The following is an 18755-nucleotide window of genomic DNA, read 5'->3' as shown; positions in this document are numbered from 1 at the left end:
GCCATGGCAAGCCCGATGCCGAAATGGCCAGGAGAACTGGTCACATATCTCTGGAAGGCTGCATCCAGCTGATCCTGACTGATCAGTCCCTGATTTTTAACAGTCAAAAAAATGTGATCTTGTGCAGATCTCAGCTGCAGGAAAACTTTGTCCTCCCCGAACAGGCATCCAGGGCATTGTCCAACAAGGTCAACAGCAGTTCCTGCAGGTAAAAGCAGTCCCCATGAAACCGGACAGGAGCAAGATTGGTCTTGATGCGTGTCATGTGTGGATGATTCATCACAATATTTGTGACAAGCCGGTCCAGAGAGAGGGATGAAAACGTCATGCCTTTTTCCAAAGCGCTCTGACCGGCAGTTTTCAGCATATTTTCCACGAGTTCATTCATATGGCGGACTGCCCGGATCATAGGCGGATTTTCGCTTATGTCTGCCTGCAGCTGCAATGCGCAAAGACCGGATTTCAGTTGATGACACAGGTTTTCATAGCGGTATTGCTGTTCTCGCAGTTGAAGGCGTAAAGCAGCCTGTTTCTGCTCAAAAGACCTTCTTGAGCTTTCCCATGCTTTGCAGCTCAGTGGAAAGACAGGATCCGAATGATGGTTCCTTATATGTCTTGCAAGTCGGCTGTCCAAATAGCTGAACCAGTGAATTTCCCACACAAGAGCGATCAGGTTTACAGCTGCAAGCAAACCACAGATCAGAAAACCAGGCTGACGGGCAGACTGCATCATGATCCATTGGATTTCGTGGACTGAGGGTTCCTGATACAAACCTGCGAGCTCCAGACACCCGGATCCAAAGAAAACCACCATTCCGCAGCAGGATACTGCAAGAAAAACAACAGGCAAATATCTGTGCATCAGAGATCTCTTTTCACGGAATAGCCGGAACTGGCGTTTCCGATGATCGAAAGGGAAATGTCCACCAGCTTTCGTTTCAGCTCACTGATGCGGGTACTTACTGTTCTGACAGTGGCTTCCTTGCCGGTCCGGGTATAGATATGGCGGATCAGATCGCTGTAATGGGAAAGGCTGCGTGAAAAAAGGCAGGACAGTATGGCTGTCTCCGTGGGAGACAGTGTAATGCTTCTGTCGTTATCTCCCACCAGCAGGCCTTTGTCTGCCACCAGAATGCAGCCGCTTTTTCGCAGCGTGTGAGTCCGGAACAGGATGCGGTCGGTTTTGGCTCTGAGAATGTCCAGTCCAAAGGGTTTTACGAGATAGTCATCCGCCTGGGCGGTGTACCCTGCAATAATTTCCTGATTTGAATCTCTGGAAGAAATAATAATAACCGGCACATCTGAAATTTCCAGCAGAATCTGGAGAAACTGCATGCCTGATCCATCGGGAAGGTTAAGATCCAGCAGAATGACATCCCACTGTTCTTCCGTCTGATCAAATGCACCAGACAGGGAATTGCATTGTACGCAGCGCACAGGCTTCAGGGACTGGCAGATGGTATCTGACAAGATTGCATCATCTTCAATCAATAAAATATTCATGGTATTCAACTTTCTGTAAAAAAAGTATCACAGTCTGGAGACCGTGACAATTTTGTGATTGAAAACGCTTACCATCAAATCAGAAGCAGGAACACACCTACCGGAAAGAGGGAGAACTATGAATCACGCTGTATCTTTGGCTGTTGAATCAGAAGCTGCAGCCTTTACGTTAACTGCTGGCAGGGGACTGGATTCAGATCTGTATCCATACAATGCTGTCTGGTATCCATCCTGGAGACAGAAACAGGTTTCCCATGAAATATAGGCGTTACACCGCTAAGAAAAGCAGATTTCTGTTTATATCTCTGCAGACGCTGATTTTCTCCGGATGCGCGGCACAACCGGATTGCGGGATTGTCCTCACGAATGAAAGCGAAGACAGCTGGGAGTGGAAGATCTCTGTTCCTGAATCTGACGCTTACAAAGTCTGTATGGCATTCACTGATTTTGACAACACAAGAGACAATCCTTATTCTTTTCTGACAGAACAGACATTGCACAGTGATGAGTCGACCCTTCAAATCAGCCAAACTGATGCCGAAACGTATAATGTCGTTTTTCATGGTGATATGTGGGAAGCCAACGAGAGACTTCTTCAGTCACCGGATTCCGACTGGAATTATGTTGTTCCGTCAACCGATGAACGACTGGTTCCAAGAGAAGCAGCTCCACTGCTGGAATTTCATTATCATGACCCGCAGATGACAGACCATTCGGGCTGCAAAATACTGACTGTGCAGTTTATGGCAGTCAGAGACTACATCCAATAACGGATGCCTGCACGCAGGTCAGTCTAGTCAGATATCAGTCAAACCCGTTTCCATGATTCGACGATGCTGACCAGTCACCTGAACCAACACCTTCAGGAATATCAGACAATTTGGTGGCAAAACGCTTACCGCAAATCAGAAGCAGGCTGAAACCTGCCGGAAAGAAGGGAATTTTATGAATCCGCTGCACACTGCATTCCTGTCCTCACGAAGCCATCACGCCGATGGATTCTCATCCCGTTGTCTGTCTGCATCTGCCTGTGTTTGATTCAATCAAAAAGCTGTTGCTGACAGCTGTTCTTATTCTGGCACCACTGCTGCTCTTTATTGTGTGCTTTCTGTGCAGTTCTATTGTCCCGACAAGCCATCTGTTTGGAAACAGCGTCGTGCATCCCGTCTGGCTTTCTGTATTCTCTGTTGTCTTTTCCGAGCTGTTTCTGCTGGTTCTCAACAAAGCCGGGGTGGGATACAGGTCTCTCATCATCCTGAGTATTTCCACATTGTTCTGGATGATTTACCTGATAACGGATATCCGGCTCCTGATGTTTCTGTATCCGGCTCATACCTTGAATTATGAGGTTTTGTTCCATGTCTCCATCATTGAGCTGAGCGTCTGGAGAACAGCCCTGCTGTGCCGGTTCCATCATCCTGCACATCCTCAGAAAACAGTCAGGTAAGCTGGAACAGCTCTTTTTTGACCATATTGCAAAACCCACCAGTCAGATCTCGTTTCTGACTGGTGGGTTTTCACAATTCACACATCCAGTTCTTCTGCCTGCTTCAGCCAGAGGGCCGCACTGGCATCACTCGGCATCCGCCAGTCTCCCCTGGGAGACAGACAGATGGAACCAACCTTCGGTCCATCCGGCAGACAGCTGCGCTTGAACTGCTGGGCAAAGAACCGCCGGTAGAAGGTCCGCAGCGATTCCTTGATCTTCCCCGCATCCACCTGCGGGAAAGCCAGTCTGGCCAGTTCGAAGATCTTCTCCGGACTTTCATGATACCGCAGCATATGGTACAGGAAGAAGTCGTGAAGGTCATAGCTTCCAAGCACTTCCTCGGTTTTCTGCGCGATATTCCCGTCTTTGTCCGGCGGCAGCAGTTCCGGAGAAACCGGGGTATCGCAGATATCCAGCAGGACACGTTCCAGCTTTGTATTGCCGGCCTTTCTGGCGGACAGCGCTTCGCTTTCCACCAGATAACGGACCAGTGTCTTGGGTACACTGGCGTTCACCGCATACATGCTCATATGATCACCATTATAGGTGCACCAGCCCAGAGCGAGCTCCGACAGGTCACCGGTTCCGATTACAATGCCGTTAACTTTGTTGGCCAGGTCCATCAGGATCTGGGTCCGCTCTCTGGCCTGACCGTTTTCATAGGTAATGTCATGTACCGATTCATCCTGCCCGATGTCCGCAAAATGCTGGCGGACACTGGCCGCAATGGGAACTTCCATTCTTGTCACGCCCAACAGTTCCATCAGCTCATCCGCATTGGATTTTGTCCGTTTTGTCGTGCCGAACCCCGGCATGGTCACGGCTGTGATGCCGGATACAGGCAGTCTCAGCAGCCGGAACGCCCGGACCGTCACCAGCAGCGCCAGTGTGCTGTCCAGACCCCCGGAGATGCCAATGACTGCCTGGCGGCAGCCGATCTTTTTCAGTCGGGTTGCCAGGCCCTGCGCCTGGATCCCCAGAATGGTTTCACAGCGTTCCAGGCGCCTGTTCAGATCGCCCGGCACAAAAGGATAGGCCTCCACAGCCCGGGTCAGTTCGATGGTCTCCAGATTGGCAGAAGCATAGGTCACAACGGTATAGCCCTCACGATTCTCCTGCAGGGATGTCTTGAACTTCAGCCGGTCGTTTTTCAGATGCTGCAAGTCGATCTCGCAGGAGATGCTTTCCTCAGATGCGGTCTCAGCCAGGATCTTTCCGTTCTCTGCCATGAGATCGGCCCCGGAAAAGACCAGATCCGTGCTGGACTCATCGGGCCCGGCGCTGCAGTACAGGTAACCGCTGTAGGTTTTCGCGCTCTGGCTGGAAACCAGGTCACGACGGTATCCACTCTTGGCAATCACTTCGTTGGAGGCGGAGCAGTTCACGAGAATATTGGCTCCAGCCTGCGCATGTCCGGAGGAAGGCGGGACAGCCACCCACAGATCTTCGCAGATTTCGATGCCGATCACGGCATCCGTGGTTTCATCCGCAAAGAGAATCTTCCCTGATACAGGTACATCGACCCCATTGACCTTGACATCGGAAACATCCAGGTCGCGGGCTGGGGAAAACCAGCGGGGTTCATAGTACTCGTTGTAGCCTGGCAGGTGGTGTTTCACATAAAAACCAAGGACCTTTCCGCCAAAGAGGAAGGCCGCTGCATTGAACAGCCGGGTCCCGGCTTTCAGGGGAATGCCGGCAATCACAGCCATGTTCGCAGGTGCCTCTTCAGCCAGCCGGACCAGCTGGTCCACAGCCTCATTCAGCAGGAGGTCTTCATAGAACAGGTCTGCACAGGTATAACCGGTGACAGCCAGTTCCGGAAACACCGCCAGCTGGGTATCGGGATCCAGAGACTGCAGGATCCGAAGCATTTCATCGACGTTGGCTTTCGGGTTGCCAATGGAAACAGGCGGGGTGCAGACCGCCGCTTTGTAGTAATCAAACCGTTTCATGAAAAAATGGTATCACGTTTTGCAGGAAAGCTTCAGTGTCCATCTGCCAAAACGAAAAGAAGTCATTCAATCAGAAGCCTGCCAGAAATAGCACAAACCGCAGAAACGGCCGCTGCAGACACATCATGACAAACAGAGAAGAGAGGATCAGCAGAATCACGGAGGGCACACCGGCCAAAGATCCCATCTGCCACTTCTTCCGGGTTGCCGGCTTCATGAGATGCTGCACCAGGCAGAACAGACCATAGCCCAGGATGGTGCCCAGAGTATTAGTGATCAGATCGTTGATATCCGTAATGCCCAGTCCAAAAACCTGCAGCAGTTCGATGCCCAGAGAGAGCAGAAATCCCGTCAGCGCCGTCTGTTTCAGACCATCGAATGTCCGCCACAGCCAGGGCAGAAAGAAACCCAGGGGTACAAACAGCACCACATTGAGGGCCGTATCCACCGGTCCCTGAAGCATGTCGGCAAAGGGGACCAGCACGAGACGGGGCATAAATGGCTGCAGCGGACCGATGCCTGTCATCCACCACAATCCGAAGAGATAGTACATGAACAGAAAGACCCCGGCTGTATGCAGACGGGAAGCGGGATGTCCTGCACCTTTCAGGCAGTTGAACACGAGAGCCAGAAAAGGTGCGAAAATCAGAAAGCCCAGAAAAGCGGGAAACAGCATATTGATGACCATTCAAGAGCTCCTTTCTGTATTGTCAGAAGCATATACGTTAAGACGAAATACCATCCTGCATAAAAAATAAAATTTTCCTGAACTTCCGGGGGACTGCGTGTTCCATCAGCCCAGACCATGTGGCGGTTCTGCATGTGATTATTAAAAGGCACCGCCGCCAGAAGAGCAGCAGTGCCTTTGTGAGTTGATTCAGTCAGATGGTTCCATCCTGAAAAAACTATTCGTAGAGTTCTTCCAGACGGTTTGCGTACGCCGATTCATCGGAGTTTGTCATGGGGTTCTCCGTGGCATACTTCTTTACCAGGGCGCTGGATTTCGTGATCGGCTGCAGGGTACCGGCGCCGGCCACACATCCGCCGGGACAGGCCATGCCCTCCAGCAGGTAGCCGTTGAGCCGTCCGGCTTTGGCCATCATGAGCATGGTACGGCAGTTCTTCAGGCCTTCCGCAGCCTGTACCTTGACGGTGGTACCCGGATGTTCTTTCTCAATGAGGCTCTTGACGGCTTTGGCCACTCCGCCGGATACCGCGAATCCGCGGCCTGCGTTGGTGCCAGCTTCCAGTTTTTCCTCTGCCGGCTGCAGGGTACCGAGATCCACGCCCTTGCCTACAAGCATACCCATGACTTCTTCAAAAGTCAGCACGAAGTCCACATCCGAACGGACAGACTTCCGGGATGCTTCCAGCTTCTTCGCTGCGCAGGGACCAATGAAGGCGATTTTTGCATTCGGGTGATTTTTTTTCACCATCCGCGCGGTGAGCACCATAGGTGTCATGGCCATGGAAATATAGCTGGCATATTGCGGGAAGTCCTTCTTTGCCATAACAGACCAGGCAGGGCAGCAGGATGTGGCCATGAAAGGCTGCTGTTCCGGCACTTTCTTCATGAAGTCTTCCGCTTCCTCGATGGTGCACAGGTCGGCACCGATGGCAACTTCCACCACATCCGCGAATCCCAGGTCCAGAAGGGCCGTCTTGACTTTTTCCGGTGTCACAGTCGGACCGAACTGGCCGACAAACGCCGGGGCGATGCATGCAATGACATCCTGTCCCTGTTTCATGGCATAGATGGTCTGGAAAATCTGGCCCTTGTCCACAATGGCTCCAAAGGGGCAGTTGACCAGGCACTGTCCGCAGGAAACACAGCGGTCGTAGTCGATCTGTGCCTTGCCATCCCCGTCGGAAGAAATGGCGTTCATGCCGCAGGAAGCCGCGCAGGGACGTTCCATCTTCACAATGGCGTGATAGGGGCAGGCATCCATGCAGCGTCCGCACTTGATGCACTTGTCCTGGTCAATGAAGGACCGGCCGTTGACAATGTGCACCGCATCCTTGGGGCACACTTCCGTGCACTGGTGGGACAGGCATCCCTGGCACTGGTTGGTCACGATGACCTCTTTTTCCGGGCAGGCGTTGCAGGCGAACTTGATGATGTTGATCAGGGGATCGTCATAGTATTTCTCGGCAATGGTGCTTTCCTCGATCCCGTCGGACAGGGCACCGAATTCGCTCATTTCACGAAGAGGCAGACCCATGCCCAGACGCAGGCGCTCGCCGATGATTGCCCGTTCCAGGAAGATGCTGTTGCGGTACTTGGCCTTGGTTCCCGGGAGGATTTCGTACGGGATCTCTTCGATCCGCTTCGCATAATCCGTTTCATCCTCGTATGCCATTCTGGCAATGGCCGCAAACACCTTGCGGCGAATGTCTGTCACTGAATTGTAGATTCCTCGCATAGTTCTCCCTCTCTGTTTCCGTTAAATCCGTTTGCTTTCAACATTATACAGGCCAAATCCCGTGAATGAAACACATGATTTGCTAAAAAATGCACAACCGCGAGCCTGTCACCGGACGGACCAGGCAGACACAGCCGTCATCGGCAGTAGCAGACCGTTTCAGCAGGTCCCGGGTCTGGAAGGGCAGCGGCTGTCGATGACCAGCCAGGTGGGCTATACTGAGGATATGACTGAACTGCAAATACAGGACAACGATGCCGGGCAGACACTGGAGAAATACCTCCAGAAGGCGCTGCCGGCTCTTCCCAGGAGCCTGATGTTCAAGGCCGTCCGAAACAAAAAAATCAAGGTGAACCGCAAGCGCTGCGAGGTGCGGCAGATGCTGCAGGCGGGGGACATCGTCCAGCTGTTTTTGCCACCGGATGTACTGGAACAGGAGGCGTTTGTTCCCAATGACCGGCCGCTGAGAGTCGTGTGGGAGGATGACGATCTCATGGTCCTCTACAAACCACGGGGTCTGCTGTCGCAGAAAGACCAGCCGGGCAAGCAGGATGACATGAACAGCCGGCTGCGTACGCTGCTCTGGAAGCGGGGTATCTGGAATCCTGAAACCGACCGGTCGTTCCGTCCCTCTGTGGCGCATCGCCTGGACCGCAACACCAGCGGTCTGGTGCTGGCAGGGAAGACGGCTGCAGGGGCCAGGAAAGCGGCAGAGATGATCCGTCAGGGAAATCTGGAGAAAGAGTATCTGGCCACTGTGGAGGGAGTTGTGGACCGGCCGCAGGAACTCCGGCTGTTCCTGAAAAAGGAAGGCACAAAGGCCCTGGTCCGCGACACGCCGGAAGACGGATGGCTGCATGCGGATATGGACATCGAACCGGTTGGCCATGCGGGAAACAACACAGTGATCCGGGTGCATCTGCTCACGGGCAGATTCCACCAGATCCGGGCTTCGATGGCGTACATCGGCCATCCGCTGGCAGGGGATGTGAAGTATGGCGGACAGCCGGGTCAGCCGTATTCCCTGGAGGCCTGTCGCCTGTGTTTTGACGGTCACTGCATCGAAATACCGCAGAAATGACCGTTTGCCGGACACTTTTCTGTGACAGGGAGCGGCGCTTTGTCCCGGTATCCTGAGGTGAAGTGAAGTGACAAAGGAGCTTTGTTATGATTCGCACATGACAAAGCTCTTTTTCTGGTCCCTGTGCCTGGCAGTGTTCATCCAGGACCTTTCCACCCGCACATTTTCCAGGTGGTGGCTTCTTCCGGCTGCCATCCTTCTGGCCATCGTTCCCTGGCAGGCTGACAGCTCTTTGCTGTTCTGTGCCCTGGTGCTGCTTTTGTGGCGCCTTCGGCCGGACTGGATCGGCTCGGCGGATGTCACGGCTCTGTTTGTCCTATCGCTGATTGCCGGGCAGTCACTCTACAGACTGGTCGTGGCGGCGTGCGGCTTTGGCCTGCTCTATTCCCTGGTACGGCCGCAAAACACCATCCCGTTTGTGTCCTGCCTGGCAGCGGGAACCGTAGTGCTTGCTGTCCTGAATTGATTTACGTATCATCAAAGACATGAACGAATCATCAGCAATTTCCAAATCCACTCCCTCCGGAGTGGCTGCAGACCCTGTACAGACACCGGATGTCCAGGCCATGCAGAACCCGGCCCAACGGGTGGACAGCCAGCCCATCAAGACCGGCCTGGTCCTGGGCGGCGGCGGAGCCCGCGGCTGTTATGAAATCGGCGCCTGGCAGGCATTTCATGAATGCGGCGTACATTTTGACTGCGTGGCCGGCACCAGCATTGGTGCGCTGGTGGGTGCCATCTATGTCCAGCACACGCTGAAGCCCCTGGTGGATTTCGTCTACACCATGTCCCCGGCGATGATCGCAGAAGGCATGCCGGAAATGCCCGACAGCCTGCGGGATATCAGAAGCCACCGGGAGGAACTGGTCCGGTTTTTCCAGAAGTACATCCGGCAGGGAACGGACATATCCCCGCTGAAGGATGCCATTCACCGCATGTTTGACTGGACGCTGTTTTCCGAATCCACGGTGGATTTTGCGTGCATGACCATCAACGTCACAAAAATGCAGGGTGAGGCATTCTTCAAGAAGGACATGACGGAAGAAAACGCCGAATCGGTGATCCTGGCCAGTGCCTCGTGCTTTCCGGCTTTTCCAATGCTGAAAATGGGAAACGACTATTACATCGATGGGGGTATGGAGGACAATCTCCCAATTGGCCTGGCGCAGGAGATGGGTGCGCAGAAGATCGTGGCGATCGATGTCCATGGACCCGGGCGGGAAAAGCCGCTTCCATCTGACGGTTCGGTGGTGTACATGCAGCCGGTGATCGACCTGAACAACTTTCTGGATTTCCGGGAGGACTCCTGTATCCGGTCACTCCACCTGGGGTATCTGGAGACCATGAAACGGTATGACCGGTTCTGTGGCTATGTCTTCACCTTCACTCAGCCATCCTGGCCGCGGCTGTACATGATCAGTCAGTATGTGGCCATGCATCTGGATCGTTACGGCATCACTCCGGATAATGCACTGGCTGCCCGATGTTTCCATATGACCCTTGGCTACGATCCCGCGCCTTTGAACAACCGCTATACGGACAACTACGCCGGCGGCCGGCTGATCGAAGCCCTGGCGCTGGCCGTGGGTGTGGAGCCGGTGCAGCTGATGAGTCTGGAATACTTCTTGACGAGCCTCAAAGACCGGACAGACCGGATCCCGCCCCTGAAGCAGCCCGGGAAGATCCGCCAGTCGCTGAGTCTTCTGCAGAGCAGTTCCCATGACCAGATCATCAGTTTCCTTCATGCTGCCCTGGTGCATCATGGCGGACGCCTGCCGATGGTGCTTGAACCGCTCAGGAAGCTGTTTGAGACAGAGTACATTCTCGCCTGCACCTGGTACTGCCTGAAGGATTACCTGAAGTAAGACTTGAGCACACAGGCCGGAAAAAACATCCATCCATTCCATGAAAAAAAACGGAAACGTCCTTTACCGGGTGTCTCCGTTTTTTGTGCTGCTGACGACAGTCGGCTCAGGCCGTATGCGGTTCGGATGCTGTCAGGGCTGCAGCGATTTTTTCCGCTTCCTTCCGGTCCGCAAAATACGGATCTGTATTATGATGTACCGGTTTTTCCGAGACATAGGCAGCCAGCTCCTGTCCGTCCTTCAACGTGATCCGGAGACCGACATACAGGCCGGGATCCCCGAAGGCAAACAGCGGCATGGCTGTGCCTCCTCCATAGACGCGGTGAGAGAACGGGGGAGAAGATTTGTGAAACCGTGCCTCTTCATTGAGCACCTCACAGCCGGCAATGTCCTCCCAGCTCCAGGCGCCTTCTGTGCCATTGGAGATGGAGAACGTTCCCTGATCCAGGTCAAAGCGTATGGGATTCATGACGGACCTCCTTCCGTTTGTTTTATCCTGGATTCAGCATACCATGGATCCGGCGGACAGGCAGCTATGACTGCGGAAAAATCAGAAAAATCGAGTAGGTGTCATCAGACCCTCTCACACCACCCAGCGTGCCGTTCGGCACTGGGCGGTTCGTACAAATGATTTCATGAACCTTTCTGCCACCGTATCGAAGTATTCCTCTATGGTCAGGAGGCCTTTCTTCTTCAGGTGTATATTTCTGATATACTTGTTCAGGAACGTGACTGCACAACGGACACATCCTTGTCGTGCACACGCATATGAGTGAGCCTTGTCTCTGGGACATCCCAGTTTGATGAGGCTCTCTTCTTTTTTCCTGATGCTTTTCCACTGCTTCCAGATGATGGCCCTGATTCTTCTCCGGAGCTTGCTGTCCAGTTTCCGCATGTTCTTTTTATACAGCCATGCGCATCTGAAATAATTGCTCCATCCCCTGATGACCTGATTGATTTTCTCCAGCCTTTCTTCAAGGGATACGCTCCAGTTCCGCTTCGTCAGCTTCATTATTTTCTGTTCGAACTCATGGATGGACTTCTCATGCGGTATTGCCTTCCATTCCCTTTTGTTCCTTTTGAAGCCAAACCCCAGATATTTCACTTCATCCGGTCTGGCCACTTTCGATTTTGAAGCGTTCACTTCCAGCTTCAGCTTCTTTTCCAGATAATTGCTGAATGACTTCATCACCCTGTTGGCGGCGGCTTCCGATTTCACATAGATGAGCATATCGTCTGCGTATCTTGTGAATCTCAGCCCTCTGCTTTCCAGTTCCTTGTCGGCCTGGTCCAGATAAATGTTGGCCAGTACCGGCGAGAGAGGTCCTCCCTGTGGGATTCCTCTTTCTGTCCTGACCAGCCTGCCGTCTATCATGACTCCCGCTCTGACGAACTTCCTTGTCAGCGACGTAACGTCCCTGTTATGGAACAGGTTGTCTATCAGTCGTATCAGTCTGTCCTGATCTACCGTATCGAAGAATTTCCTCAGGTCGATGTCGACGATCCAGTCATACCCGTCGTTCATGAACTCAAGGCCTTTCAGTATCGCCTGTTCACATCTCCTGTTCTTCCTGAACCCGTATGAGCTGTTGCTCATCTCGAAGTCCTTCCTGTAATCCAGATAGTTTGCCAGACAGGCCTGCACGACTCTGTCTCTGGCAGCCGGGACATTGAGCCCCCGCATGCTCCCATCCGGTTTCGGGATATCGGTCCTTTTGGCTGGCAGCGGTTTATAGCTGCGGTCCAGTATCTGTTCCCGCAGCTGTTCCCAGTACTGACAGGGGCACGCTGGGAGTTCTCTGGCTTTGACCCCATCCACTCCTGCGGCTCCGTTGTTTCGCCGTACCTGTCTGCACGCATTGATCAGGTTCTCCATGGAGAAGATTTCCTGAGTACTCAGGTCTTCCGGCTGTATCAGTCTGGTCTGGTTCATGGCTGCTCCTCTCTTTCACGTGTTCCCACACTGCCCTTCCTTACTCATCTTCAGGGGCTCTCTGGGTTTGTCCTTCCTCGGCTTTTCGTGCAGGACGCATTCCTGATATTTGCAGTAAATCGTACGTTCGGCCCTTCACTCCATCCCCATTACAGGGACTTCCTCGCTACTATGGCCTCGGCTGACTTCCTGCCATTCGTTGTTACTGCGGGAAGGGGGTCATCATGGTTTGATGATTCCTCTCGCTGGCAGGACCTCCCCGGGTAAGGTCATACATCTTTCATTCCATACACCTGCCGCATCTACCACCGACAGTCATCCGCAACTATTACGATTTGCGCTGTCTGGCACGCTCGTCTCCATCTGTGGCCTTATATGCGATTAGTGTTCCTCAGGCCGGGACTTTGCCGTCGGGCTTCTTTCAGAACTCCTGTTACCAGAGAGCCCCTTGCCTTAGGCTAATGGTTAGCGGTTGCGATGATACGCTCCCATAGTGGACTTTCACCACCTAGATGTATGCCATGCCGGGCACACCAGCAAAAAGACAGGAAACTTCGGACGGTTTCCTGTCTTTGCCGGTCATGCTGGTCAGCGACGGTGAGTGGTCCCTTTCCTGGGCCTGCGCGGCGGCTTGCGGAACTCCCGGAACCGGGGATCCATCGGGATTTCGACTTCGATCTGCTGGTTTGTGACCGGCTGCCGGAACACGATCCGTGCAGACTGCAGCAGCAGGCCGCGGTCATCCGCCTTCTCGCCATAGAGGGCATCGTTGACCACCGCATGTCCCTGGTGTGCTGCATGCACACGGATCTGGTGCTTCCGTCCTGTCGTGATCCGTGCTTTCACCAGCGTCCGGGTTCCACGCCTTGCAATGCGTTCCAGATGTGTGTGGCTGGCCTTTCCCTTTGGATACACGATCATTTTTTCCGCCTCATGCCGGTTTCTGCCAATGGGATTGTTCAGATCCACATGCCGTCTTTCCAGCAGGCCTTCCAGTACTGCATAGTATTCTTTCTGCGCTGTGCGGTCTTCCATCTGCCTGTCGAACCAGTTCTGGAACAGCGGGTTCTTGCAGAACAGGACCAGTCCGGTGGCTTCGCGGTCGATGCGGTTCACAGCCTGTGCGGGATAGGGCCATCCGCTTTCCGCCAGATGTGCGTTTACCCGCGATGTCAGATTGTCCGGCGTCTGTCCGTCATCATGCACCAGCAGGAAAGCCGGCTTGTTAACGACCAGGCACCACTGGTCTTCGTAGATGACATCCACCGGTTCAAAGCTGTACGGGATTTCTTCAGGAACCGGCTGCCGGAGCGTCACCACACGGCTTTCCAGCATCCGGCCGCGGTTTGCCACCGGCTGACCGTTCTCCAGGATCTTCAGCGTCTTGTCCTTTTCCCTGGAGATGCCCAGTTTCTCCACCAGCTGCGCGCCGGTCATGGGCTCTTCCAGCCGGACCTGAAGGTCACCGGATGGCAGCGTCTGTACTTGTATGTTGTGTTCCATTCTGTTGCCTCACATTCATTGCTCTCCTGATTATTATACGGCGCCAGACAGACAATGCCATGTGGCAGCCACTCATCATGCACAGGCGGCTGCCTGTCTGCACCGGTCGGCAGGGAAGAGGATCCCGGGACTGATGCGTTCCGGGAGCTTATGTATGCAAATGCGGTAGCATTCCTGTTCCGTTTGTGCCGGAGAAAGCCCATAATACAGGTACAGAGTGAATGGAGGAATTCGAACATGAAACTCTTTAAAGACGATACAACCGGTGCCATCGTGGAAGTGGTCCTGGCACCTGAAGCGGTACAGGAAATCACCATCAACGGTACGCCGGCACGCGAACTGCAGGCGGGCACCACAGATGCCGCGCAGGAAAAACACGTTCCGGCAGTGATGCAGGCCGGCGATGAACTGAAGGTTCAGGTCGGATCTGTGGCACACCCGATGCTCCCCGAGCACTGGATCACAAACATCTGGCTGGAATACCCCGATGGACGTGTCGAAAAGAAAACGCTGCACCCGGGTGAAGAGCCTGTTGCGGTGTTTGATGTAACCGGCGAGGAAGGCACAGTATCTGTATATGAATACTGCAACCTGCACGGTCTCTGGAAAAAAGACGTGGAACTGAGCAAGTAGATTCAGTCACCAGAACAACAGACGGGCGGATCCCTGCGTGAGATCCGCCCGTTGTCTGTTGCTCTGTTGTCCGGGAGTGCCGGTCATTGCCGGACTTACACATCGTGCAGACCGTACCGGCTCTGGAGGGAGTAGATGGACTGGTCGCGGTTCACAAGGTAGCTGACGGCGCAGACCACAAAGAAGAACGGAAACCACTGGAAACCGAAGACTTCCATGCCGATCATGACCGGAGACAGGAAGGTGTTGGTGCCGGACCCGAACACCGCGGCAAATCCCAGGGCGGCCGAAAGCATGGGATCCAGGCCAAACAGCGGGCCGATCACCGTTCCCAGGGACACGCCAATGGCAAACAGCGGCGTGACCTCTCCACCGACAAAGCCTGCGGAAAGTGACAGGATGGTGAATCCTGCCTTGAGCAGGAAGTCCCAGGCATACATGGGATCACCGGCAAAGGGAGCCGCAATCAGTGCGGCACCGCTACCTGCATACCGGCCGCCTGTGAGGATCATGAGGCAGGCAAGGACCGTGCCCAGGATCAGGATCCGCCTGAAGGGGTCGGGAAATCTGTCCGTAACGGTCTTTCTCACTCTGCGCAGTCCCCAGGCAAACAATCCGCCAGCCAGACCGAAGGCAAGTCCCATCATCAGCAGCGGCAGCCAGAATGTCTCAATGGAAAACGGCAGCAGCATCCGGATGGCATAGCCTTCCGCCGAAAGCCCCAGTCTGGCAGAGAGCCAGGAGGCGGAAAACGCGGCACAGATGGCAGGAGCCATGGCCCGGTATTTCAGTGTTCCCGCCACAAGGACTTCCAGGGCGAAGAAAACGGCGGAAAACGGAGTTCCGAACAACCCGGCAAAGCCCGCGGCCATGCCGGTGACCAGAAAAATCGTCCGGATGTTTTCGATGTCCAGTTTTTTGTGGAAAAAATGTCCGAACTGCCAGGATACAGCGGCCCCGATCTGGACGGCTACACCCTCCCGTCCCACGGAGGCTCCGGCCAGCCGGGACAGCCAGGTGCAGACGGTCATGAGGAACACTGTGCGTCGGGGAATGCGTTCGGGTTTTCCCTGGGAGACCTCGAAGATGAGGTTCATGCCCTTGCAGGCAAGGCCGCCGTATTTCTGGAACAGCCACACGACAAGAAGACCGGCCAGCGGCAGGACGAGGAAGGTCCAGAGGGGAAACGCGGTCCTCCACTGTTCAATCAGGATCAGTCCGTATCCGAAAAGCACTTCGAACAGGGAAACCGAGAGTCCGATGAGCACACCGGCTCCGGACAGGAAGACAAATTCCGCTGCCGCCCGGGAATGGGCCGACAGGAAACGACTGAAGTTCTGCATATCATCACCACCACCATTTTAAGGAAAATTCCGGTAAAACGCAGACCTGCATCCTTGAAAGTGGCGGCTGTTTCGCACATACTTTAGCCACTCATATACAGGAGACATCCGTATCCGGGCAGGCAGAGTATGGTACAGCCATGCCTGACAGCCCGGTCAGGCAACAGAACAGGAGGCATCATGCTCAGACTGGAACATCTGGTCAAGGACTACTATACGGGGGATGAAATCGTCCATGCGATCCGGGATCTTACAGTGACATTCCGGGACAATGAATTCGTATCGATTCTCGGTCCCTCGGGCTGCGGAAAGACCACGCTGCTGAACATCATCGGCGGCCTGGACAACTACAACAGCGGCAATCTCGTCATCAACGGACGAAGCACAAAGGACTACACCGACAAGGACTGGGATACGTACCGGAACCACAGGATCGGGTTTGTGTTCCAAAGCTACAACCTTATCATGCACCAGACCGTACTGCAGAATGTGGCTCTGTCCATGGCGCTGACAGATGTGCCGAAAGATGAGCGGGAAAAGCGGGCGGCTGCCGCACTGGAGAAAGTGGGGCTGAAGGATCAGCTCAACAAGAAACCGACACAGATGTCCGGCGGACAGATGCAGCGTGTGGCCATTGCCCGGGCACTGGTGAACGACCCGGAGATCCTCCTGGCGGATGAACCCACAGGCGCCCTGGATTCCCATACCTCGGTGCAGATCATGGACCTGCTCAAGGAAATCGCAAAGGACCGGCTGGTCATCATGGTCACACACAATCCCGAACTCGCACAGCAGTACTCCACGCGGATCATCCGCCTGCGTGACGGGGAGATCGTCTCGGATTCCGATCCGGTCAGGGAAGGAGAAGAACTGGAGGATGAACAGAAGCCGCTGAAGAAGCCCTCCATGAAATTCGGCACAGCCCTGTCCCTTTCCTTCAACAATCTGCTCACAAAAAAAGGCCGGACTCTGCTCACTGCCTTTGCTGGCAGCATCGGCATTATCGGCATTGGGCTGATCATGTCTCTGTCCAGTGGCATGCAGGGGTATATCGACCGGGTGGAACAGGATACCATAACAAGCTATCCGGTCACGATCGAGGACAACACCATGGACATGAGCGTGCTGATGTCCGCCATGATGGACCGGGATGAGCAGGGGGAGAAGAAGTCCTATGACGGGACGGTACGTTCCCGGGCATTTGCGGACAAGCTGCTGGGTTCCATTGCGGATACCGAGAAAAACAACCTGACGGCGTTCCGGAAATACCTGAACAGCCCCGGGGGACAGGAGCTGAAAGAAACAGCCAGCGCCATCGAGTACAACTATGGCATCACCATGCATGTCTATAACAAACAGGCAGTAGGGGACAAGCTTGTTGCGGTGTCTCCCAACGGTCTGATGGATGAGCTGGGAATGAGCGACATGATCAGCCTGCGTGACCAGTTCATGGGCGGCATGTCGTCTGCCATGCCCGGCAGCGAAGTCTGGATGGCGCTTCCGGCGGAGTCCTCCCTGCGTGACAGGGAATATGAACTGCTGGATGGTCACTGGCCGGAAAACGAAGATGAGGTCATGCTGGAGGTGGATGACAGCGGGGAGATATCGGATTTCACGCTGTATTCCCTGGGTTTGATGAATCAGTCGGAACTGGTGGAAAACTACAAGGATCTGCAGGCGGAGAAGACCGAAGAGATCACGCCGGGAAAGCCGGTTGCATATACCAAGGACGAACTCCTGGGCATGGAATTCACGCTCGTGCCCAACAGCGCCCTGTATAAAAAAGTGGGGAACATCTGGGTGGATGAATCGGAAGACGAGGCCTTTGTTCAGGAAGCTGTGACAAACGGCAGGACGCTGAAGATCACCGGGATCATGAAACCCCGGGAAACATCTCTTGGTCCTGTAAGCACCATGGGCGGTGTGTATTACGACCGGAGTCTGGAAAACTGGATCCGGACTGAGGGAAAGAGCAGCAAAATCGTGAAGGAGCAGGAGGCACACCAGGATGTGAACGTATTTACCGGACGGAAATTCGGGGACTCCGCACAGCTGACTGCAGCCAATCTGACCCCCGAGCAGCAGATGATGCTGGCAAGTCTGTCTCAGCAGGAGCTGATGGACTACATGGCTTCCTACAACGATGCAGCCAATGCCACGTATGAGTCGAACATGGCGAAACTCGGAATCTTCAATGACGACACTCCGACCTCCATTGACCTGTATGCGGATACCTTCGAGGACAAGGAGAAGATCGGGGACCTGATTGCAGAGTACAACGACCTGCAGCAGGCAGAAGGCAATGATGCGAATGTCATTTCCTACAACGATGCAGTCGGGACCATGATGAGCGGTGTATCGGATATCATCAACATCATTTCCTATGTGCTGATGGCATTCGTGAGCATTTCCCTGGTGGTCAGCAGCATCATGATCGGCATCATCACCTATATTTCCGTCCTGGAGCGGGTCAAGGAGATCGGCATCCTCCGGGCCATGGGCGCCAGCAAGCGTGACGTGACGAATGTCTTCAACGCGGAGACGTTCATCATCGGCCTGTTGTCGGGACTTCTTGGCGTGGGACTTACGGTGCTGCTCAATATCCCGATTTCGATGGTAATCGAGCGCATGACGGGTGTGGCCGGCATTGCGCAGATGCCCCTGAATGGAGCGGTGATCCTGATCGGAGTGGAACTTTTGCTTACGATGCTGGCCGGTCTGATCCCGGCGCGCATGGCTGCCCGAAAGGATCCGGTGCAGGCCCTGCGGTCGGAATAAGCTCTGTTTCCTGCAGATGGCATGCCGGCAAGCCGGCATGCCTGGAAGACAAGAGCCGGGGAAATTGTGCGGTCACAGGACTGGACGGATTGTGACCGGGTTCCCTGAAAATCCGGTTGAGCAGGGCATGCAGGGAGTATGTGAATGCGTTTTCCTGCCGGTTGGTGGTGTGAATGTCATGAGACTGCCGGTACAAAGCCCGGGGGTAGTGTCACAAAGACAGACCCCGGGCTGTTTTTGTGCAGTTTT

General features: G+C 54.3%; 16 protein-coding genes. 6 read left to right on the top strand and 10 right to left on the bottom strand.

Annotated elements, in window-relative coordinates:
• Positions 1 to 130: 130 nt before the first annotated feature.
• On the bottom strand, positions 131 to 772 hold the full coding sequence (locus tag aalo17_RS12615; RefSeq protein WP_145907567.1) for a sensor histidine kinase family protein: 642 nt from the start codon (positions 770 to 772) through the stop codon (positions 131 to 133).
• Positions 773 to 861: 89 nt separating this feature from the next.
• Entirely contained in the window at positions 862 to 1503 is a 642-nt protein-coding gene (locus aalo17_RS06410) for a response regulator transcription factor (protein WP_082743280.1), read from the bottom strand.
• Between the two features lie 431 nt (positions 1504 to 1934).
• Here aalo17_RS06410 and aalo17_RS06405 point away from each other — a divergent pair, with 431 nt between their 5' ends.
• Entirely contained in the window at positions 1935 to 2273 is a 339-nt protein-coding gene (locus tag aalo17_RS06405; protein ID WP_145907564.1) for a hypothetical protein, read from the top strand.
• Between the two features lie 269 nt (positions 2274 to 2542).
• Here aalo17_RS06405 and aalo17_RS12610 read toward each other — a convergent pair whose 3' ends face one another.
• The 4 genes from aalo17_RS12610 to aalo17_RS06385 form a co-directional block, all read right to left on the bottom strand.
• Complete coding sequence (locus aalo17_RS12610; protein ID WP_145907561.1) at positions 2543 to 2920, bottom strand: hypothetical protein; 378 nt, start codon at positions 2918 to 2920, stop codon at positions 2543 to 2545.
• A gap of 107 nt (positions 2921 to 3027) precedes the next feature.
• The gene (locus tag aalo17_RS06395) at positions 3028 to 4947 is read right to left on the bottom strand and encodes an NAD(+) synthase (protein ID WP_067557096.1); all 1920 of its coding nucleotides are present in this window, start codon (positions 4945 to 4947) and stop codon (positions 3028 to 3030) included.
• Between the two features lie 70 nt (positions 4948 to 5017).
• A complete protein-coding gene (locus aalo17_RS06390) occupies positions 5018 to 5635 on the bottom strand; it encodes a VanZ family protein (RefSeq protein ID WP_067557093.1) in 618 nt (205 codons plus the stop codon).
• 217 nt (positions 5636 to 5852) lie between these two features.
• On the bottom strand, positions 5853 to 7370 hold the full coding sequence (locus aalo17_RS06385) for a 4Fe-4S dicluster domain-containing protein (RefSeq protein ID WP_067557090.1): 1518 nt from the start codon (positions 7368 to 7370) through the stop codon (positions 5853 to 5855).
• Positions 7371 to 7596: 226 nt separating this feature from the next.
• On the opposite strand from aalo17_RS06385, the gene aalo17_RS06380 reads away from it, so the two are divergent.
• The 3 genes from aalo17_RS06380 to aalo17_RS06370 all read left to right on the top strand — a co-directional run bounded on the left by aalo17_RS06380 (position 7597) and on the right by aalo17_RS06370 (position 10316).
• Entirely contained in the window at positions 7597 to 8451 is an 855-nt protein-coding gene (locus aalo17_RS06380; protein WP_158507743.1) for a pseudouridine synthase, read from the top strand.
• 97 nt (positions 8452 to 8548) lie between these two features.
• Positions 8549 to 8917 (top strand): hypothetical protein, encoded by a 369-nt coding sequence (locus tag aalo17_RS06375; RefSeq protein ID WP_067557084.1) that lies wholly within the window; start codon positions 8549 to 8551, stop codon positions 8915 to 8917.
• A gap of 19 nt (positions 8918 to 8936) precedes the next feature.
• Positions 8937 to 10316: a patatin-like phospholipase family protein gene (locus aalo17_RS06370; RefSeq protein WP_067557081.1), complete on the top strand. Its 1380-nt coding sequence runs from the start codon at positions 8937 to 8939 to the stop codon at positions 10314 to 10316.
• Between the two features lie 106 nt (positions 10317 to 10422).
• On the opposite strand, the gene aalo17_RS06365 is transcribed toward aalo17_RS06370, so the two are convergent.
• From aalo17_RS06365 to aalo17_RS06355, 3 genes are all read right to left on the bottom strand, one after another.
• Complete coding sequence (locus tag aalo17_RS06365; RefSeq protein WP_067557078.1) at positions 10423 to 10785, bottom strand: hypothetical protein; 363 nt, start codon at positions 10783 to 10785, stop codon at positions 10423 to 10425.
• A gap of 114 nt (positions 10786 to 10899) precedes the next feature.
• Positions 10900 to 12249, bottom strand: coding sequence for a group II intron reverse transcriptase/maturase (gene ltrA, locus aalo17_RS06360; protein WP_067557075.1), 1350 nt, complete (start codon positions 12247 to 12249; stop codon positions 10900 to 10902).
• A gap of 588 nt (positions 12250 to 12837) precedes the next feature.
• Positions 12838 to 13752 (bottom strand): RluA family pseudouridine synthase, encoded by a 915-nt coding sequence (locus aalo17_RS06355; RefSeq protein ID WP_067557073.1) that lies wholly within the window; start codon positions 13750 to 13752, stop codon positions 12838 to 12840.
• Positions 13753 to 13989: 237 nt separating this feature from the next.
• Here aalo17_RS06355 and aalo17_RS06350 point away from each other — a divergent pair, with 237 nt between their 5' ends.
• Positions 13990 to 14385 (top strand): desulfoferrodoxin family protein, encoded by a 396-nt coding sequence (locus aalo17_RS06350; protein WP_067557070.1) that lies wholly within the window; start codon positions 13990 to 13992, stop codon positions 14383 to 14385.
• Positions 14386 to 14480: 95 nt separating this feature from the next.
• Here aalo17_RS06350 and aalo17_RS06345 read toward each other — a convergent pair whose 3' ends face one another.
• Positions 14481 to 15728, bottom strand: a complete 1248-nt coding sequence (locus aalo17_RS06345; RefSeq protein WP_067557067.1) for a chloride channel protein — start codon at positions 15726 to 15728, stop codon at positions 14481 to 14483.
• A gap of 180 nt (positions 15729 to 15908) precedes the next feature.
• Here aalo17_RS06345 and aalo17_RS06340 point away from each other — a divergent pair, with 180 nt between their 5' ends.
• Complete coding sequence (locus aalo17_RS06340) at positions 15909 to 18506, top strand: ABC transporter ATP-binding protein/permease (RefSeq protein ID WP_067560157.1); 2598 nt, start codon at positions 15909 to 15911, stop codon at positions 18504 to 18506.
• Positions 18507 to 18755 lie beyond the last annotated feature (249 nt).

Source organism: Faecalibaculum rodentium, assembly GCF_001564455.1.
GTDB classification, from domain to species: domain Bacteria; phylum Bacillota_I; class Bacilli_A; order Erysipelotrichales; family Erysipelotrichaceae; genus Faecalibaculum; species Faecalibaculum rodentium.
Note: the sequence above shows the minus strand (reverse complement) of the source record. Positions and strands in the feature narration are given on the sequence as shown.